The 16686-nt window shown below is 65.0% G+C and carries 15 protein-coding genes and 1 pseudogene; 9 read left to right on the plus strand and 7 right to left on the minus strand.

Going from position 1 to position 16686, the window contains the following annotated elements; genetic code table 11:
• Positions 1–74: 74 nt before the first annotated feature.
• The 3 genes from ACVWY3_RS33580 to ACVWY3_RS33590 all read left to right on the plus strand — a co-directional run bounded on the left by ACVWY3_RS33580 (position 75) and on the right by ACVWY3_RS33590 (position 3595).
• A complete protein-coding gene (locus ACVWY3_RS33580) occupies positions 75–839 on the plus strand; it encodes a tetratricopeptide repeat protein (RefSeq protein ID WP_456842284.1) in 765 nt (254 codons plus the stop codon).
• 343 nt (positions 840–1182) lie between these two features.
• On the plus strand, positions 1183–3093 hold the full coding sequence (locus ACVWY3_RS33585) for a propionyl-CoA synthetase (RefSeq protein ID WP_456842285.1): 1911 nt from the start codon (positions 1183–1185) through the stop codon (positions 3091–3093).
• A 232-nt stretch (positions 3094–3325) separates the two neighbouring features.
• On the plus strand, positions 3326–3595 hold the full coding sequence (locus ACVWY3_RS33590; protein ID WP_456842286.1) for a hypothetical protein: 270 nt from the start codon (positions 3326–3328) through the stop codon (positions 3593–3595).
• Positions 3596–3744: 149 nt separating this feature from the next.
• Here ACVWY3_RS33590 and ACVWY3_RS33595 read toward each other — a convergent pair whose 3' ends face one another.
• Entirely contained in the window at positions 3745–4440 is a 696-nt protein-coding gene (locus ACVWY3_RS33595; protein WP_456842287.1) for a DUF1013 domain-containing protein, read from the minus strand.
• Positions 4441–4703: 263 nt separating this feature from the next.
• Between ACVWY3_RS33595 and ispH the strand changes: the two genes are divergently transcribed.
• From ispH to rnhA, 3 genes are read left to right on the plus strand one after another with little or no spacing between them, the layout of a single operon-like run.
• Positions 4704–5672, plus strand: coding sequence for a 4-hydroxy-3-methylbut-2-enyl diphosphate reductase (ispH, locus tag ACVWY3_RS33600; protein ID WP_456842288.1), 969 nt, complete (start codon positions 4704–4706; stop codon positions 5670–5672).
• Positions 5673–5678: 6 nt separating this feature from the next.
• A complete protein-coding gene (locus ACVWY3_RS33605) occupies positions 5679–6662 on the plus strand; it encodes a homoserine kinase (RefSeq protein WP_456842289.1) in 984 nt (327 codons plus the stop codon).
• Positions 6659–7123, plus strand: coding sequence for a ribonuclease HI (gene rnhA, locus ACVWY3_RS33610; protein WP_456842290.1), 465 nt, complete (start codon positions 6659–6661; stop codon positions 7121–7123). Before ACVWY3_RS33605 ends, rnhA begins: the two co-directional genes overlap by 4 nt.
• 113 nt (positions 7124–7236) lie before the next feature.
• On the opposite strand, the gene ACVWY3_RS33615 is transcribed toward rnhA, so the two are convergent.
• The 6 genes and pseudogenes from ACVWY3_RS33615 to ACVWY3_RS33640 form a co-directional block, all read right to left on the minus strand.
• Positions 7237–7722, minus strand: a complete 486-nt coding sequence (locus ACVWY3_RS33615; protein WP_456842291.1) for a redoxin family protein — start codon at positions 7720–7722, stop codon at positions 7237–7239.
• Positions 7723–7830: 108 nt separating this feature from the next.
• Positions 7831–8385, minus strand: coding sequence for a DUF924 family protein (locus tag ACVWY3_RS33620; protein ID WP_456842292.1), 555 nt, complete (start codon positions 8383–8385; stop codon positions 7831–7833).
• 16 nt (positions 8386–8401) lie between these two features.
• Complete coding sequence (locus ACVWY3_RS33625) at positions 8402–10087, minus strand: long-chain-fatty-acid--CoA ligase (protein WP_456842293.1); 1686 nt, start codon at positions 10085–10087, stop codon at positions 8402–8404.
• Between the two features lie 218 nt (positions 10088–10305).
• Positions 10306–11788 (minus strand): annotated as a pseudogene (locus tag ACVWY3_RS33630) (D-alanyl-D-alanine carboxypeptidase family protein).
• Between the two features lie 176 nt (positions 11789–11964).
• A complete protein-coding gene (locus ACVWY3_RS33635) occupies positions 11965–13761 on the minus strand; it encodes a glucan ABC transporter ATP-binding protein/ permease (protein WP_456842294.1) in 1797 nt (598 codons plus the stop codon).
• An 83-nt stretch (positions 13762–13844) separates the two neighbouring features.
• Positions 13845–14906 (minus strand): ABC transporter substrate-binding protein, encoded by a 1062-nt coding sequence (locus ACVWY3_RS33640; protein WP_456842295.1) that lies wholly within the window; start codon positions 14904–14906, stop codon positions 13845–13847.
• Positions 14907–15132: 226 nt separating this feature from the next.
• On the opposite strand from ACVWY3_RS33640, the gene ACVWY3_RS33645 reads away from it, so the two are divergent.
• The 3 genes from ACVWY3_RS33645 (at position 15133) to ACVWY3_RS33655 (ending at position 16673) form a co-directional block, all read left to right on the plus strand.
• Positions 15133–15504: a hypothetical protein gene (locus ACVWY3_RS33645; RefSeq protein ID WP_456842296.1), complete on the plus strand. Its 372-nt coding sequence runs from the start codon at positions 15133–15135 to the stop codon at positions 15502–15504.
• Between the two features lie 116 nt (positions 15505–15620).
• Complete coding sequence (hisE, locus tag ACVWY3_RS33650) at positions 15621–16025, plus strand: phosphoribosyl-ATP diphosphatase (protein ID WP_456842297.1); 405 nt, start codon at positions 15621–15623, stop codon at positions 16023–16025.
• A 45-nt stretch (positions 16026–16070) separates the two neighbouring features.
• On the plus strand, positions 16071–16673 hold the full coding sequence (locus tag ACVWY3_RS33655) for a YqaA family protein (RefSeq protein ID WP_456842298.1): 603 nt from the start codon (positions 16071–16073) through the stop codon (positions 16671–16673).
• The last annotated feature ends 13 nt before the right edge of the window (positions 16674–16686 follow it).

The following is a 16686-nucleotide window of genomic DNA, read 5'->3' on the forward strand; positions in this document are numbered from 1 at the left end:
AGCTAGCACCAATCCGGCCGTATGTTGGATAGTACGGCCGCAAGGCAAGAAGACGAATTTCCGACCGCAACAGCATGCGTTTTCAAAAGCTCATTCAACCGTCAGGTGCCGTTCTGCTTTCCGCGCTCTTGCTCGCCGCCGCTCATGCCGCGACCGGCGGCGAGCCGGTGGCCGTCGCGCCGGTCGACGTCGCGCCATGCCTCGCGGCAACCGTGGCCGACGACATGGACAAGGCGGCCTCCGCCTGCGCGGCTGTGATCGACAACGAGAAGACGGCGAAGGCGGATCTGGTCAAGGCGCTGATCGCGCGCGGCGCGCTTTATGCGCGGCATGACCAGATCGACCGCGCGATCGCCGACGACACCCGCGCGTTGCAGCTCGATCCCACGCTCGCCGATGTCTTCAACGCGCGCGGCGAGCTCTGGCTGAAGAAGGGCGACAAGCCCAAGGCGGTACAGGATTTCGGCGCTGCGCTGAAGATCGATCCGAACCACGAGAAGGCCAAGGCCAATCACAGAACGATGGCGCGGGAGCTCGAGCGGATCGGGGCGCAGATGGCGGTCGCCGGCAAGCCAAGCTTCAACTGCGCCCGCGCCTCCCGGGCCGTCGAGAAGGCGATCTGCGCCAGCCGCGAGCTCGCCGATCTCGACCGCGAGATTTTTGCGTCGAATGCGCGCGCGATCCGGGAAGCGCGCAATCCTGCGGAAGCGAAGAACCACCAGCGCGAGCAGGATGAATTCATCGCCCGCCGCAATGCCGGGTACGGCCGGCCCGGGTATGATCTGAAGAAGGCAATGCAGGAGCGGCTGCAGCGGATCAACGGCGTGGACGGGTATTGAGGTTCTTCTTCGCCTCTCCCCGCGTGCCGGGAGAGGCCGGAATTTGCGATAGCAAATTCCGGGCGAGGGGACTCTCCGCTTCCGGGCGAGGGGACTCTCCGCTTCCGGGCGAGGGGACTCTCCGCGCGTTCGACTCCCTCCGCCTTTTGCGGATGCAGCACCCTCACCCCGACGCTCTCCCCGTAAGAACGGAGAGAGGGAGCTGATAGATTTCAGCTTGAACCGCGGCCCGTTCCCGGGAAAATAGCCCTCAAACAAGGCCGGCACTTGATCCGGGTCATGGCGGGACGTCCGTCGTGCCGCAAGGTCGGGGCCAGGCGAATAAAGGGAACGGGAGCGCGGAATGAACGCCGAGGGTGGAAGCAAGTATCACGAGGTCCATGCGCGCTCGCTGGCCGATCCGGAAGGGTTTTGGGCCGAGGCGGCCAAGGAGATCGACTGGATCGAGTCGCCGAAGAAGATCTTCGATGCCTCGCAAGGCGTCTACGGCCGCTGGTTCACCGGCGGTGTGGTCAACACCTGCCACAACGCGCTCGACCGTCATGTCGAACGCGGCCGCGCCGACCAGGTCGCTCTGATCCATGACTCGCCGCTGACGGGCAGCATCACCAAATTCACTTATGCCGAACTCCTCGGCGAGGTGCAGGCGCTTGCCGCAGTCATGCAGGATTTCGGCGTCGCCAAGGGCGACCGCATCATCCTCTATATGCCGATGGTGCCGGAGGCCGTGGTCGCGGTGCTCGCCTGCGCGCGCATCGGCGCGGTGCACTCGGTGGTGTTCGGCGGCTTTGCGGCCAAGGAGCTCGCCACCCGCATCGACGACGCGCAGCCAAAGCTGATTCTCTCCGCGAGCTGCGGCATCGAGCCCGGCCGCATCGTGCAGTACAAGCCGCTGCTCGACGAGGCGATCAAGCTCGCATCAGCGAAGCCCAAGGCCTGCATCGTGCTGCAACGTCCCCAACTAACTTGCGATCTCACGCCGGGGCGCGATTATGATTGGGCGAGCCTGCGCCGCAAGGCACTGAACGAGGGCAAGAAGGCGCCTTGCGTTCCCGTCGCCGCCACCGATCCGCTCTACATTCTGTACACCTCGGGCACGACGGGCATCCCCAAGGGCGTGGTGCGCGACAATGGCGGGCATCTGGTCGCGGTGAAATGGTCGATGTTCAACCTCTATGGCGTCCAGCCGGGCGAGGTCTGGTGGTGCGGCTCGGACATCGGCTGGGTGGTCGGCCACAGCTACATCATCTATGGCCCGCTGCTGCATGGCGCGACCTCGATCATGTATGAGGGCAAGCCGGTCGGCACGCCCGACGCCGGCGCGTTCTGGCGCGTCATCTCCGAGCACAAGGCGGTCGCCTTCTTCACGGCGCCGACCGCGTTCCGCGCCATCCGCAAGGAGGATCCGGACGGCAAGTTCATCCGGCAATACGACCTCTCGAAATTCCGCACGCTGTTCCTCGCCGGCGAGCGCGCCGATCCGCCGACGGTGGAATGGGCGGAGCAGCAGCTGAAGGTGCCCGTGATCGATCATTGGTGGCAGACGGAGACCGGCTGGTGCATCGCCGGCAATCCGGTCGGTCTCGGCATGCTGCCGGTGAAGCACGGCTCGCCGACGGTGCCGATGCCGGGCTATCAGGTCGACGTCGTGGACGAAGCGGCAAAGCCGGTCGGTCCCAACACGATGGGCTCGATCGTGATCAAACTGCCGATGCCGCCCGGCTGCCTGCCGACGCTGTGGAATCAGGATGCGCGCTTTAGGGAAGCCTACCTCAGCGAATTCCCCGGCTATTACAAAACCTCGGACGCCGGCTACAAGGACGAGGATGGCTATGTCTTCGTGATGGGCCGCACCGACGACATCATCAATGTCGCCGGCCATCGTCTGTCCACCGGCGGCATGGAGGAGATCCTGGCCTCGCATCCGGATGTCGCCGAATGCGCCGTGCTCGGCGTCAAGGACGCGATCAAGGGCGAGGTGCCCTGCGGCTTTCTGGTGCTCAAGGCAGGCGTGAAGCGCGCACCAAACGAGATCGAGAAGGAGATCGTCGCGCTGGTGCGCGAGCGGCTCGGCCCCGTCGCCGCCTTCAAGCTCGCCATCACCGTCGGCCGCCTGCCCAAGACGCGCTCGGGCAAGATCCTGCGCGGCACCATCAAGAAGATCGCCGACGGCGAGCCCTGGACCATGCCGGCCACGATCGAGGACCCCAAGGTGCTGGACGAGATCGGCGAGGCGCTGAAGGGGCGGGTGTGAGGTGAAGCGTCATGGCAGCGAGGAGAGGCGCTGCTTCACCGCCTCCACTGTCATCGCCCGCGCAGGCGGGCGATCCAGTACTCCGCGGCGGTTGTTGTCTAACCCGTTGACCGCCGCGGCGTACTGGATTCCCCGCTTTCGCGGGGAATGACGACGACTGGGGAACGGCATCCGGGGACTTACTATCTCCTCATTCCGCGTTAAACAGGGCCGTGCCAACAGGGGACCTCGTATGCCACTCGCCACCGCGCCGCGCCTGCTTGCAGCCGTAGCACTCGCCATCGCCCTCTCCGCCTGCTCCGCGCGCTACCAGACGCCGGTGGCGATGGGCGGCGACGATGACGATGCGGTCTGCCAGAGCCGCGGCTATGCGCAGGGCTCGCCCGAATACGTGGCCTGCCGCAAGGACCGCGACGTCCAGCGCAGTGCCGCCACCGCCCGCGCCGACCGCCGCCAGCGCGATCTCGGCGAATACATGCTGAACCATCCCGAGCGGCCGTAAGGCGCGCTCCCTCCACTTTCGCCGTCATTGCGCTCGCAATGACGAAATCGCTGAGAGTTATCCCACGACAATGGGCAATTGAGCTCGAAAAAAAGCGGCAGGTTTCCCTGCCGCGTTTTCTTGTTCGATCGTAAACGAAGAGCGGAGCGTTACTCCTCGTTGTCCTCGTGCTTCTTGCCGCCGAGTGTCTTGAGCTTGGCGAACACGGCGTCGACGTTGAGGTCGTCGCCGGACTTCTCCGCTGGCTCGTACTCGTCCTTGCGGGTGGTCTCGGAGGCCGGCAGCAGGGTGGCGCCGCCATAGGCTGCGTCGACCGGCTTTTCCTTCGCGGCGCGCTGCACCTCGAAATCGAGCTCGATCTGCGAGCAGAGGCCGAGCGTCACGGGGTCGATCGGGGTCAGCTGCGAGGTGTTCCAGTGGGTGCGGTCGCGCACGCTGGCGATGGTGCTCTTGGTGGTGCCGACCAGACGCATGATCTGGGCGTCCTTGAGCTCCGGATGGCTGCGCAGCAGCCAGAGGATGGCGCTCGGGCGCTCATGGCGGCGCGACACCGGGGTGTAGCGCGGGCCCTTGCGCTTCGGCTGGGGCGGCAGCACCACCTTGCTCTCCTGGAGGCGGAGCCGGTAATCCGGGTTCTTCTCACCCTTCTCGATCTCCTCGCGGGTCAGCTGGCCGTTGGAGAGCGGATCCATGCCCTTGATGCCCTGGGCAGCATCGCCATCGGCGATCGCACGCACCTCGAGGGGGTGCATCTTGGTGAAATCGGCGACCTGGTCGAAGGTCAGCGCGGTGTTGTCCAGCAGCCAGACGGCGGTCGCCTTGGGCATCAGAGGTGCGTTGCTCATGGCAAATCTCCTTTGTGCTTCGCCCACCCCTCTGGAGGCGAAACCGGTGGTCATCAGCGATGACAGGGAATTCGCGCTATATAAGCCCGGAGGGGCTGGCCACGCAATGGTTCTGCTATAGATAGTGCCTTGACAGCGCCCGAAAGGGGGCCCAATTCCCTCTGCAGACCCGGTAAAGTCCGAGCAACCGTTTTTAGCCCTTTCCAGCCATCGACCGCCCCCGCCAGAAGGCGAAACGGGTGATTCGGTCCCGAGATCGCTCAATGTCAGCCAAACCAGACCTCAAGATCGTGCTTTGTTCTCCCCGCGGTTTCTGCGCCGGGGTGGTCCGGGCGATCGACACCGTGGAACGGGCGCTCGATAAATACGGCGCCCCCGTTTATGTTCGCCACGAGATTGTGCATAATAAATATGTCGTCGATGGGCTGAAGAAGAAGGGCGCTATCTTCGTCGAGGAACTGGCCGAAATCCCGGAAAATACGACTGCTCCGGTCGTGTTCTCGGCCCATGGCGTGCCGAAATCGGTTCCGGCCGACGCCCAGTCCCGCAACCTGTTCTCGCTGGATGCGACCTGCCCGCTGGTGACCAAGGTGCATCGCGAGGCTGCGATCCACTTCAAGCGCGGCCGCGAGATCTTCCTGATCGGCCATTCGCATCATCCCGAGGTGGTCGGCACCCTCGGCCAGCTGCCGGCCGGCGCCGTCACCCTGATCGAGACCGCCGAGGACGCCAAGACCATCAATCCGAAGGATCCGAACAATCTCGCCTTCGTGACCCAGACCACGCTGTCGATCGACGACACCGCCGAAATCGTGGCGCTGCTCAAGGAGCGCTTCCCGAACATCAACGGTCCGCACAAGGAAGACATCTGTTACGCCACCACCAACCGCCAGCTCGCAGTGAAGAAGGTGGCGCCGGTGGTGGACGCGCTGATCGTCGTCGGTGCCCCCAATTCATCGAACTCGCAGCGCCTGCGCGAGGTCGCCGAGCGCGAGGGCTGCAAGGTCGCGGTTCTGGCGCAGCGCGCCACCGACATTGACTGGGACAAGTTCGGCAACATCTCGAGCCTCGGCATCACCGCGGGCGCGTCCGCGCCGGAGGTGATCGTCGAGGAGATCATGGACGCCTTCGCCGAGCGCTACACGCTGCATGTGGAGACGGTCTCGGCCGCGGAAGAGAACGAGTTCTTCCCGCTGCCGCGCTCGGTGCGCCCCGAAGCCGCCGCAGAGTAAATCTGCATGGCGGTCTACACCGACGTTGCCGCCGACGAGCTTGCGGATTTCCTGATGCAATACGATCTCGGCGAATTGCTCTCCTACAAGGGCATCGCCGAGGGCGTCGAGAATTCCAACTTCCTGCTGCACACGAGCAAAGGCTCGTTCATCCTCACGCTCTATGAGAAGCGCGTGGCGAAGAACGATCTGCCGTTCTTCCTCGCGCTGATGACGCATCTGGCCGAGCACGGCGTGAGCTGTCCGCTGCCGGTGAAGGCGAAAGACGGAGAAGCGCTGCGCGAGCTGTCGGGCCGCCCCGCCGCGATCATCACCTTTCTCGAAGGCGTCTGGCCGCGCAAGCCGAATGCGACGCATTGCGCCGGCGTCGGCGAGGCGCTGGCCAGGATGCATCTGGCCGGCGCGAACTTCGCGATCAAGCGCGCCAATGCGCTCTCGGTTGCGGGCTGGCGGCCGCTGTTCGATGCTGCCGCAAACCGCGCCGACGAGGTGCAGCCGGACCTGCGCAGCTTCCTTGCCACCGAGCTCGACTATCTCTCGAGTGGGGTCTGGCCGACCAATCTGCCCGAAGGCGTGATCCACGCCGACCTCTTCAACGACAACGTCTTTTTCCTCGGCGACAAGCTCTCGGGGATCATCGACTTCACTTTCGCCTGCAACGACATGCTGGCCTATGACGTCGCGATCTGCCTGAACGCATGGTGCTTCGAGCCGGATCATTCGTTCAACGTCACCAAGGCGCGCGCCTTCCTCAATGCCTATGGCCGGGTGCGAAAGCTGAGCAACGCCGAGGAGACCGCGTTGCCGCTGCTGGCACGCGGCGCCGCGATCCGCTTCCTGCTGACGCGGCTGGTGGACTGGCTCAACGTGCCACCGGGCGCGCTTGTGAAGCCGAAGGACCCGCTCGAATATGTCCGCAAGCTGCGCTTCCACCAGAGCGTTTCCAGCGTGCGCGACTATGGGCTGACGCCGTCAGGACTGGTCGCGTGAGCGAAAAGCCGGTCGTCACGATCTATACCGACGGCGCCTGCTCGGGAAATCCGGGGCCCGGCGGCTGGGGCGCGATCCTGAAGTTCGGCGACAAGGAAAAAGAGCTGAACGGCGGCCAGCCGCACACCACCAACAACCAGATGGAATTGATGGCGGCGATCTCCGCGCTCGAAGCGCTGAAGAAGCCGTGCACCGTCGATCTCTACACCGACAGCCAATATGTCCGGCAGGGCATCACGGGGTGGATTTACGGTTGGAAGCGCAACGGCTGGCGCACCGCCGACAAGAAGCCGGTCAAGAATGTCGAGCTATGGCAGCGCCTCGATGCGGCGTTGAAGCAGCACGAAGTGCGCTGGCATTGGGTCAAGGGCCACGCCGGGCATCCGGAGAACGAGCGGGCCGATCAGCTCGCGCGGGATGGGATCGTGAAGGCGCGGTTGCAGCAGCGGGTGAGCGAGTAACGAGGCGCTCGCTCTCTCCACTCGTCATGGCCGGGCTCGACCCGGCCAATGTGCGACCACGAACGTGGATGCCCGGGACAAGCCCGGGCATGACGTCATCCTTCGCCTAAAGCTTACAGCTGCCCCAGCAGCGTATCGCCGCCGGAGACCTCGACCTTGCCGGGCATCGCTTCGAGGTTCAGCTTCTTGACCACGCCGTCCTCGACCAGCATCGAGTAGCGCTTGGAGCGGATGCCGAGGCCGTTGGCGGAGGCATCGAGCTCCATGCCGATCGCCTTGGTGAAATCGGCATTGCCGTCGGCGAGGAAGACGGCCTCGTCGCGCTGGTCGGTGTCGCGCTTCCAGGCGTTCATCACGAAAGCGTCGTTGACGGAGACGATGGCGATGGTGTCGACGCCCTTGTCCTTCATGGCATAGGCGTTGAGGAAGATGCTCGGCAGGTGCATCTTGTGGCAGGTGCCGGTATAGGCGCCGGGCACGGCGAACAGCGCCACCTTCTTGCCCTTGAAGATGTCGTCGGTGGTCTTCACCTGCGGGCCTTCCGCCGTCATCACGCGGAATTTCGCCTCGGGCAGCTTGTCGCCAGTCTGGATCGCCATCGTCAGTCTCCCTGAAAATCGGTCCCGCTTTTTAGACCGTGGCGCGGGCCTGCACAATATTGCCGACCGGGAAAGCAGCGGGGGCGGCGTCCCTTCACCGTGATGTCATCAGCCGGCAAAGCCGCCGCTGTCGAGGAAGGCCTGCTCCTCTTCGGTCGTATCGCGGCCGAGCAGGCGGTTGCGATGGGGGAAGCGGCCGAACCGCTGGATGATGTCGGCGTGCTCCCTGGCGTATTTCAGATTTTCGGCATTGTCGGTGTTTTCGAACAGCGCAACGCAATGCAGCTGATCGGGCAGATGCTCGGAATGCATGAAGGGCAGATAGAGGAATTCGAGCAGCATCGGATCGATCCTGAGGTCGACGCCCCGGTCGATGGCGCGGCGGGCGACTTCGCGCGCCAGCGCGTCGGAGGCGAAGGCTTCGCGGGTGCCGCGAAACATGTTGCGCGGAAACTGGTCGAGCACGATGACGAGCGCGAGCGCGCCGTCGTCGCTGTCCTCCCAAGACGCCAGCTCGCCGGCGGCCGCCTTCTGCCACAGCGGCAGAAACCGGCGCCTGACCTCGGCGTCGGAAGTCTCGCTATGCTCGTACCAGCGCTCGCGGCCGGCCTCGCGCCAGAAGGCGAGAATGCCGGCCGGGGTGTTGTCACTCACGTCGGTCATGAATCAGCGATGCGGCTTACGCCGCCTCCGCCTTCTTCTCGTCGCGCAGCTGCCGGCGCAGGATCTTGCCGACATTGGTCTTCGGCAGGTCGGTGCGGAATTCGATGTGCTTGGGCACCTTGTAGCCGGTGAGCTGCTCCTGGCAGAACCTGATGACGTCCTCCGCCGCGAGATTCGGATCCTTCTTGACCACGAAGGCCTTCACCGCCTCGCCCGACTTGGAATCGGGAATGCCGATCACGGCGCATTCGAGCACGCCGGGATGGCTCGCGATCACTTCCTCGATCTCGTTCGGATAGACGTTGAAGCCTGAGACCAGGATCATGTCCTTCTTGCGGTCGACGATCTTGGTGTAGCCCCTCTCGTCCATCACGCCGATGTCGCCGGTGCGGAAATAGCCATCCGCCGTCATGACCTTGGCGGTCTCTTCCGGCCTGTTCCAGTAGCCCGACATCACCTGCGGACCCTTGGCGCAAATCTCGCCGGCCTGGCCGAGCGGCAGCTCGTTGCCGTCGTCGTCGCGGATCGAGATCCAGGTCGACGGCACGGGGATGCCGATCGATCCTGAGAACTCGGTCGTGGTCGCGGGGTTACAGGTCAGCGTCGGCGAGGTCTCCGACAGGCCGTAGCCTTCGGCGATGAAGCAGCCGGTCACCGCCTTCCACTGCTCGGCCACCGGGCGCTGCACAGCCATGCCGCCGCCGTTGGAGATCTTCAGCTTGGAGAAGTCGAGCTTCTTGAAATCAGGGTGCTGCATCAGCCCGTTATAGAGCGTATTCACGGCCGGGAAGCTGTTGACTTGGTACTTTGCGAGCTCCTTGACGAAGCCGGCAATGTCGCGCGGGTTCGGGATCAACAGGTTACAGCCGCCGGCGCGCACCGCGAGCAGGTAGCACGCCGTCAGCGCGAAGATGTGGTAGAGCGGCAGCGCGCACACGATCATCAGCTGCTCGACATGCGGCGGCTGCGCCAGCGCCGGCTGGAGCCAGGCGTCGTTCTGCAGGACGTTGGCGACGATGTTGCGATGAAGCAGCGTGGCGCCTTTGGAGACGCCGGTGGTGCCGCCGGTATATTGCAGGAAGGCGACGTCGCCGGGTGAGAGCTTCGGCTTGTTGAAGGTCAAGCCGCGGCCGGCCGCAAGCGCGTCGTTGAAGGACACCGCGCCCGGCAGCGAGAAGGCCGGCACCATCTTCTTGACGCGGCGGACGACGAGATTGACGATCATGCCCTTGAAACCGAGCAGATCGCCCATGCTGCCGACGATGACATGCTTCACGTCCGTCTTCGCGATCACCTGCTCGACAGTGTGAGCAAAATTCTCCAGCACGATGATGGCTTCGGCGCCGGAATCCTTGAGCTGATGCTCGAGCTCGCGCGGGGTGTAGAGCGGGTTGACGTTGACGACCGCGTAGCCGGCGCGCAGCACGGCAGCGGTCGCGACCGGATATTGCAGCACGTTCGGCATCATGATCGCGACGCGAGCCCCGCGCTGCAGGCCGCGACCCTGCAGGTAAGCGGCGAGCGCCAGCGACATCTGGTCGAGGTCGCGATAGCTGATCGACTTGTCCATGCAGATGAACGCCTTGCGGTCGGCGAACTTGGTGAAGCTCTCCTCCAGGAGATCGACCAGCGATGCGTATTGCGTCGGCTCGATATCGGCGGGCACGCCGGGCGGATATTGCTTGAGCCAGATGCGCTCCATGGAAACTCCCCTCTCTTGCACCAGAGCCCGCTGTGTCTCGGGCTTGCCTCATTGCCGGCAGTATCGAGCCTGCCGCAACGGGTGGCAAGCCGTCGTGGCTTAGGGCAAAGGCCGGGGAGTGGCTACTGGAATCCTCGCAAACCGCGCTCCCGCAACTGCGAAGCGCAGGCTGTGATCTAATTCTGATGCGTTAGCTGTGATGTAGTTCTGAGGCGGCGTTAACTGTTGTTGGCCGGCTTGGCAGCCGCAGGCTTGGTCGCGGCCTTGGGCTTGGCGGGCTTTGCCGCCGCATCCCCGCTCGCGGGCTTCTCAGCCGGTTTCGCCGCGGCATCCGGCTTGGCCGCGGCATGCCTGGCGGCGGCCGGCTTGGCTGCGGTCTTGCCGTCGCCCTTCGCATTGTTCTTCGCATCGGGCTTGGCAGCATCCGGCTTCGCCGCCGCCGTCTTCGGCTCCTTCGGTTTATCCGCGGGCTTGTCGGCCGCGTCGGGCTTCTTGGCGACGCGCGGTTTCTTGCCACGCGCTTTTGGCGTCGCCTGCTGGTCAGCATCGGCGGCGACCGCCGCGATCAGGGCGGTGCCGGTGCGGGTCGGGCCGGTATAGACAAGCACGGGCTCGGCTGCCGCCGGAGCGGAGGCCATCAGCTCGGAGGCTTTCATCAGCGGCGGCTGGAGGCCGGCCGTAAAGAAGGTGACCTGGGCTTCGCCGCCGGTGGCCGAGGCCGATCCGGCCGAGCCGCCATTGGTGGCGATCAGCGCGTCGTCATCGTCGCTGGCCGGGCGCTTGCGGTGGCCGCCGCACATCTCCTCGCGCAGGTTCGGCGGCGAGGCATCGACCGGGACGAGCTTATCGACGGTGCCGAGCGAGGGACGGAGCCAGGTGAGATTGTCTTGGCTGAAGCCGCGCTCGAGCAGCTGCGCCGCCTTCACCGCGCGCGCGGTGCCCGAGTTGGCGCCGAGCACCACCGCGATCAGCCGGCGGCCGTTGCGCGTGGCGGAGGCGACGAGATTGTAGCCGGAGGCGCAGATGAAGCCGGTCTTGAAGCCGTCGGCGCCTGGATAGCGGCCGATCAGCTTGTTGAAATTGCCGGTGACGCGCTTGCCGAAGCGGATCGCCGGGATGTGCACGAAGTATTCGTATTCGGGCAGGTCGCGCAGGAATGAGCGCGCGAGAATGCCGAGATCGCGCGCGGAGGTGATCTGGCCGTCCGCGGGCAGGCCGTTCGGATTGACGTAGCTCGTCTGCGTCATGCCGAGCCGCTGCGCGGTGTCGTTCATCATCGCCGAGAAGCCGTCGATCGAGCCGCCGACGCCTTCGGCGAGCACCACGGCCATGTCGTTCGCCGACTTGACCATCATCATCTTCAGCGCGTTGTCGACGGTGAGCTGCGTGCCCGGGCGGAACCCCATCTTTGACGGCGACTGCGAGGCGGCCGTCGGCGACACCGTCAGCAGCGTGTCGAGCGTGAGCTTGCCGTCCTTCACCGCCTTCAGCGTCACATAGGCGGTCATGATCTTGGTGACGGAGGCCGGATACCACGGGATGGTCGCGTTCTCCGGCCTGGAGCACCTTGCCGCTGTCGGCTTCGATCAGCAGCAGCGCTTCCGCACCCGCCGCGCGCGGCGCGAGCAATGCGGCGCAGGCGAGCGTCGCCGCGACCAGGTTGAACAGCGATTTGCGAAGCAGCGGGCGAATGGCGTGCACTATCCGATTCCGGTCCTTGGAGACCCGCCTGATACGGTCGGCTCTCGTGATCTGACGTTCGGTTCTGAAATCCGGCGCCGCCGCTTGCGGCGTCGCAAACCTATACCGGCTGGTCCGTCGAGAATAGGGGGATCGGTGCTGTATTCCGCAATGAAATAGGCCGAATTTCGACGGTCTTACGGGGACTTGACCGCAGTCGCGGCAGTCTCGGCCGCCGTCACGCTGGCCCGTGCGTTTTCCTGCACCATGAACTGGGCCCTGGCGAGCTCGGCGAAATGGCCGCCTTTGGCCACGAGTTCATCGAAAGTTCCGCTTTCGATCACGCGGCCATTCTCGAACACCAGGATCCGCGTGGCATTGCGGATGGTCGACAGACGATGGGCGATCACGAAGGTGGTGCGGCCCTTCATCACTTCGTCGAGAGCGGCGTTCACCTTGGCCTCGGTGACGGCATCGAGCGCGGAGGTTGCCTCGTCCAGGATCAGGATTGGCGGATCCTTCAGCAGAGCGCGGGCGATCGACAGGCGCTGCCGCTCGCCGCCGGAGAGCATGCGGCCGCGCTCGCCGGCATTGGTCTCGAACCCGCCGCTGCGCTCGATGAAGTCGATGGCCTGTGCGCGCTCCGCGGCTTTGCGCATCTCGGCCTCGGTCGCATCCGGTTTGCCGACGCGCAGATTCTCCGCGATCGAGCGGTTGAACAGCAGCGCTTCCTGGAACACGACGCCGATGTTCCGCCGCAGCGATGTCAACGTCACGCCGCGCACGTCCATGCCGTCGATCTTGATGAAGCCGGATTGCGGGTCGAAGGCGCGATGCAAGAGCGCGATCGCCGTCGACTTGCCGGCACCCGTCGGGCCGACCAGCGCGATGGTCTGGCCGGGCAGCGCGGTGAAGGAGAGGTCCTCGACCGCCGGGCGCTTGCCGTCATAGGAGAAGGTGACGTCGTTGAACTCGACGAGGCCGGAGAGCCGCCCCGCGTCGATCGCATCGGGCCGGTCGTGCACCGCGGGCACGGCATCGAGCACGCCGAAGAATTCACGCAGGCGCGGCGCTTCCATGAAGACGTTGTTGATGAAGCTCACGACCTGCTCGAGCTTCTGGATCAGCAGCGTGGCAAAGCTCACGAACATCACGATCTCGCCGACCGACGTGAGGCCCTGGTCGTGCAGCGCGATGCCGAGCGTGAAGATCGCCAGCACCGTGATGGTGGTCGATGCGCGCGTGATGACGGTGACGAGCGCCCACCACGACAGCACGGGCATTTGCGCCGCCAGCAGCTCGTCGGCGACCGAGCGCAGTCCCTTCACCTCGGTTTCGACGCGGACGAAGCTCTGCACCAGCGCGACATTGCCGAGTGCGTCGGAGGCGCGCGCGGAGAGCTCGCTGTAGTGCTCCTCGACCGCCAGCTGCATGCCGAAAGTCTTGCGCACCACGAAGGTCGTCAGCGCGGTGAAGACGACGCAGAGCACGAACAGCAGGATCGCCAGCCGCCAGTTCAGGTAGAGCGACAGGGGCAGCAGCACCACGACCGACAGGATCGCGGCAAAATGCTCGCGGAAGAAGCCGAGCCACAGCCGCCACAGCGCATCGGTGCCGTTGAGCATCACCTTCATCAGCCGGCCCGAATGGGTGCCGGAGTGGAAGGTCAGCGGCAGTTGCAGGATGTGCTCGAAATAGCTGGTCAGCACCGCCTGGCGCTGGCGATGCGACAGCCGGTCGGCTTGCAGCGCGACGAGCGCGTTGCAGGCGATGGTGAACAGCCCGAACGCCACCCAGGCGCCCAGGAACGGCCAGGCCGAGTTGGACCCGGCCACCGTCTTGCCGGAGAGCACGTCGACGATGCGGCCGAACAGCACCGGCTCGGCGAATTGCGAGCCCGCGAGCAGGAGATTGGCGACCGCCAGCAGCCAGCCGAGCCGCGCTTCCTTGCCGAGCAGTTCGAGAACACGGGTGTAGAGACGGAGCATGGACATGCGGGCGAGCAACTCGGACGGCGATGGAGCCGCATTTTAAGCAGGGATCGCCCGCGAGATACAGCGGAAGCTTGCGGTTTTGCTCAGTTGACGAGCCGGCTTGCGACGGGCGGAAGGAACCGGTCGTCGAAGATGTCGGCGGCCGCCGGGCGTTTGCGGAATTTGAAATCCTGCGCGATCTGGTCGATCGAGTGCTCCAGGCGCGCCGGATCGATGCCGCCTATCCCGTTGCGCTTGACCTCGTCGGTCAGGATATTCTCGGCGAGCACGGTGCGCAGACGCTCGAGCTCGAGGTCGCGGTCGCCGTCGTCGATGCGGCTCGCGGCCTCATCCGCCGCACGCGCCGGCTCCTTGACGGTTGCGTGGACGCCCGCGACCAAGGCGCGGACGAATCCCTTTACTGCTTCGGGCTTCGCCGCGGCGAAAGCGGGATTGGCCACCACGGCAAAGCCGTAGGCCTCGCAGCCGTAGTCGGCAAAGCGCAGCACGACGAGATCGCTGCCGGGCACGCCGCGATCGCGCAGGTTCACCGCCGATAGATAGCTGAAGCTGGCGACGGCATCGACCTGCCCTGCGGAGAGGATCGGCTCGCGCACCGCGGCGCTGATCTTGTGGAATTTCACCTGCGAGGTGTTGATGCCGTTCTGCTGCGCCAGCGCGGGCCACAGCCGCATCGACAGATCGCTCTCGGCAGCGCCGACGGTCTTGCCGTCGAGATCGGGCAGCACATGGATGCCGCGGCTCCGGCGCGCGATGATGGCGTAAGGCGCGCGGTTGAACAGCACGAACACCGCCTTGACGGGTGCAGCATCGTCCTTGTCGCGAAAGCGGATCAGCTCGTTGAGGTCGACGAACGCGAGCTCGCTGTCGCCCTTGGCGACGCGCGCGAGCGCCTCCGGCGATCCGGCGGCGGTGTTGAAGGAGACGTTGAGACGCTCGGAGCCGAAACTGCCGTCCTTCGCGGCCAGGAAGAACGGCGCCATGCTCGCATCGATCGGGCGATCGAACGTGAAGTGAATCGCGGTGGACGGCGCGGCGGTCTCGCCCGCCGTGACCTCGCTTGCAGGCAGAGCGGCGAGCGAGATTGCGAGGGCGAGCGCAAGGGCCGGCAGACGGCAAAGGGCGATCGTCTTGAATCCAGACATAAGTGGCGCCGGTCCCGCATTGTTATGATCTCGTGACGCTTGCAGCGCCGGCTGGCGGACAGTCTCTCAACGCCAATATGAACGGCGGATGAGCGGAGGTTGCGTCACGATTACGCAACCTCGTTCAGCTTGTGTTGGGGTTGGGGAACCCAACATGGGATGCGGGTGTTTGAGAGACATGAGCCTGTCTCAAGCACCATTGAAGGTCCCAAGGAGGGTCCAGGACATGTTTGACAGATTTTCCAGATTTGGCGGCCGCAAAGCCGTCCTTGCCACGGCCGCGGTGCTGGCGCTGACCGCTGCCGCCCCGACCGCCTCTTATGCGGGCGGCCGCCACTGGCATGGTGGCGGCGGCGCAGCCCTCGCTGGTGCGGCCATTGCGGGCGCCATCGGCACCGGACTTGCGATCGCCGCGACTCGCGACGCCTACGCCTACGACTACGGTCCGGGCTACGGCTATTACGGCGGTCCGGCCTATTACAGCGTCCCTGCCTACGGCCCCTACTATGGTCCGGGCCCCAACTACCAATACCAGCGCTACGGCGGCTCGGCGCCGTCGGAGCTCTGCGGCCAGGGCTATGTCCAGAACTGCTACTGACCTTGGCTACCAAAGGTTGACCACAACTGGCCGTCGCCGCGCCGCGGCGGCCAGTTTTTTGCTTTTGCTGTCGTGCGTTAACGCGCTCGCCACCGGTTTAGAGTAATTTCGCGTACATGAGTGATTCGCTTGAGCGGCTATATCTGGCTGTGCTCGCGGCCAGGGATCTTGATCCGGCAACATCGCGTACGGCCCGGCTGTTTCAGCGCGGCCCCTCTAAAATGGCGAAAAAGCTGGCCGAAGAGGCCATCGAAGTCGTGATCGACGCGGTCAACGGCGATAGCGAAGCCGTGGTTCGCGAGAGCGCCGACCTGCTCTACAACCTGACCGTGCTTTGGGCGTCGGCCGGCGTGCGCCCCGATGACGTCTGGCGCGAGATGGCGCGGCGGGAAGACATGCTGGGCATCGCCGAGAAGCTGCCGAAGTCGCCGATGAAACTGCCCAAGGTCGCCTCACCGCGCATCTCCGCGCGGCGGCCAATTGTCGCGCTGGAAGGGCGGGCGGCGCGCAAGCGCCATTAGGGCGTCACAAATCGCTCAAAAACTCGCGATGGACAAATCCGTCCCATGGTGCTTCATCGCGGCGCCATGCTGAAACGTATCTACGACTGGTGCATCGACGCCGCCCACAAGCCTTACGCGCTCTGGATCATGGGAGCGGTGGCTTTCGCAGAAAGCTCCTTCTTTCCGGTTCCGCCGGACGTGATGCTGATCCCGATGTCGCTGGCGCGCCCGCAGCGCGCCTGGGTCTATGCCATGGTCTGTACCGTCACCTCCGTGCTCGGCGGCCTGCTCGGCTATGCCATCGGCGCGCTGCTGTTCGACTCGGTCGGCCACTGGCTGATCCAGGTCTATGGCCTTGGCGACAAGGTCGAAGCCTTCCGCGCCTCCTATGCGGAATGGGGCGCCGTTATCATCCTGCTCAAGGGCCTGACGCCGATCCCCTACAAGCTCGTCACCATCACCTCGGGCTTTGCCGGCTATAGTCTCATTCTGTTCATCCTTTGCTCGATCGTCGCGCGGGGCGGCCGCTTCTTCATCGTGGCGATCCTGCTCAACCGCTACGGCGACTGGATCCGGCACAAGCTCGAGGAGCATCTCGGATTATGGGTGGCGATCGGCGCGGCCGTGCTGGTGCTCGGCTTCGTCGTTGCCGTCAGATTGATCTGACCCGCAACGCTTT

It is taken from the genome of Bradyrhizobium sp. USDA 4486, assembly GCF_054057995.1.

Coding starts and splice junctions, on each gene's coding strand:
- ACVWY3_RS33590 (WP_456842286.1), top strand. CDS start 3,326: ATGCCACTCGCCACCGCGCCGCGCCTGCTTGCAGCCGTAGCACTCGCC.
- ACVWY3_RS33615 (WP_456842291.1), bottom strand. CDS start 7,722: ATGGCGATCCAGACTGGCGACAAGCTGCCCGAGGCGAAATTCCGCGTG.
- ACVWY3_RS33625 (WP_456842293.1), bottom strand. CDS start 10,087: ATGGAGCGCATCTGGCTCAAGCAATATCCGCCCGGCGTGCCCGCCGAT.
- hisE (WP_456842297.1), top strand. CDS start 15,621: ATGAGTGATTCGCTTGAGCGGCTATATCTGGCTGTGCTCGCGGCCAGG.
- ACVWY3_RS33585 (WP_456842285.1), top strand. CDS start 1,183: ATGAACGCCGAGGGTGGAAGCAAGTATCACGAGGTCCATGCGCGCTCG.
- ispH (WP_456842288.1), top strand. CDS start 4,704: ATGTCAGCCAAACCAGACCTCAAGATCGTGCTTTGTTCTCCCCGCGGT.
- ACVWY3_RS33640 (WP_456842295.1), bottom strand. CDS start 14,906: ATGTCTGGATTCAAGACGATCGCCCTTTGCCGTCTGCCGGCCCTTGCG.
- ACVWY3_RS33620 (WP_456842292.1), bottom strand. CDS start 8,385: ATGACCGACGTGAGTGACAACACCCCGGCCGGCATTCTCGCCTTCTGG.
- ACVWY3_RS33605 (WP_456842289.1), top strand. CDS start 5,679: ATGGCGGTCTACACCGACGTTGCCGCCGACGAGCTTGCGGATTTCCTG.
- ACVWY3_RS33580 (WP_456842284.1), top strand. CDS start 75: ATGCGTTTTCAAAAGCTCATTCAACCGTCAGGTGCCGTTCTGCTTTCC.
- ACVWY3_RS33595 (WP_456842287.1), bottom strand. CDS start 4,440: ATGAGCAACGCACCTCTGATGCCCAAGGCGACCGCCGTCTGGCTGCTG.
- ACVWY3_RS33655 (WP_456842298.1), top strand. CDS start 16,071: ATGGTGCTTCATCGCGGCGCCATGCTGAAACGTATCTACGACTGGTGC.
- ACVWY3_RS33645 (WP_456842296.1), top strand. CDS start 15,133: ATGTTTGACAGATTTTCCAGATTTGGCGGCCGCAAAGCCGTCCTTGCC.
- ACVWY3_RS33635 (WP_456842294.1), bottom strand. CDS start 13,761: ATGTCCATGCTCCGTCTCTACACCCGTGTTCTCGAACTGCTCGGCAAG.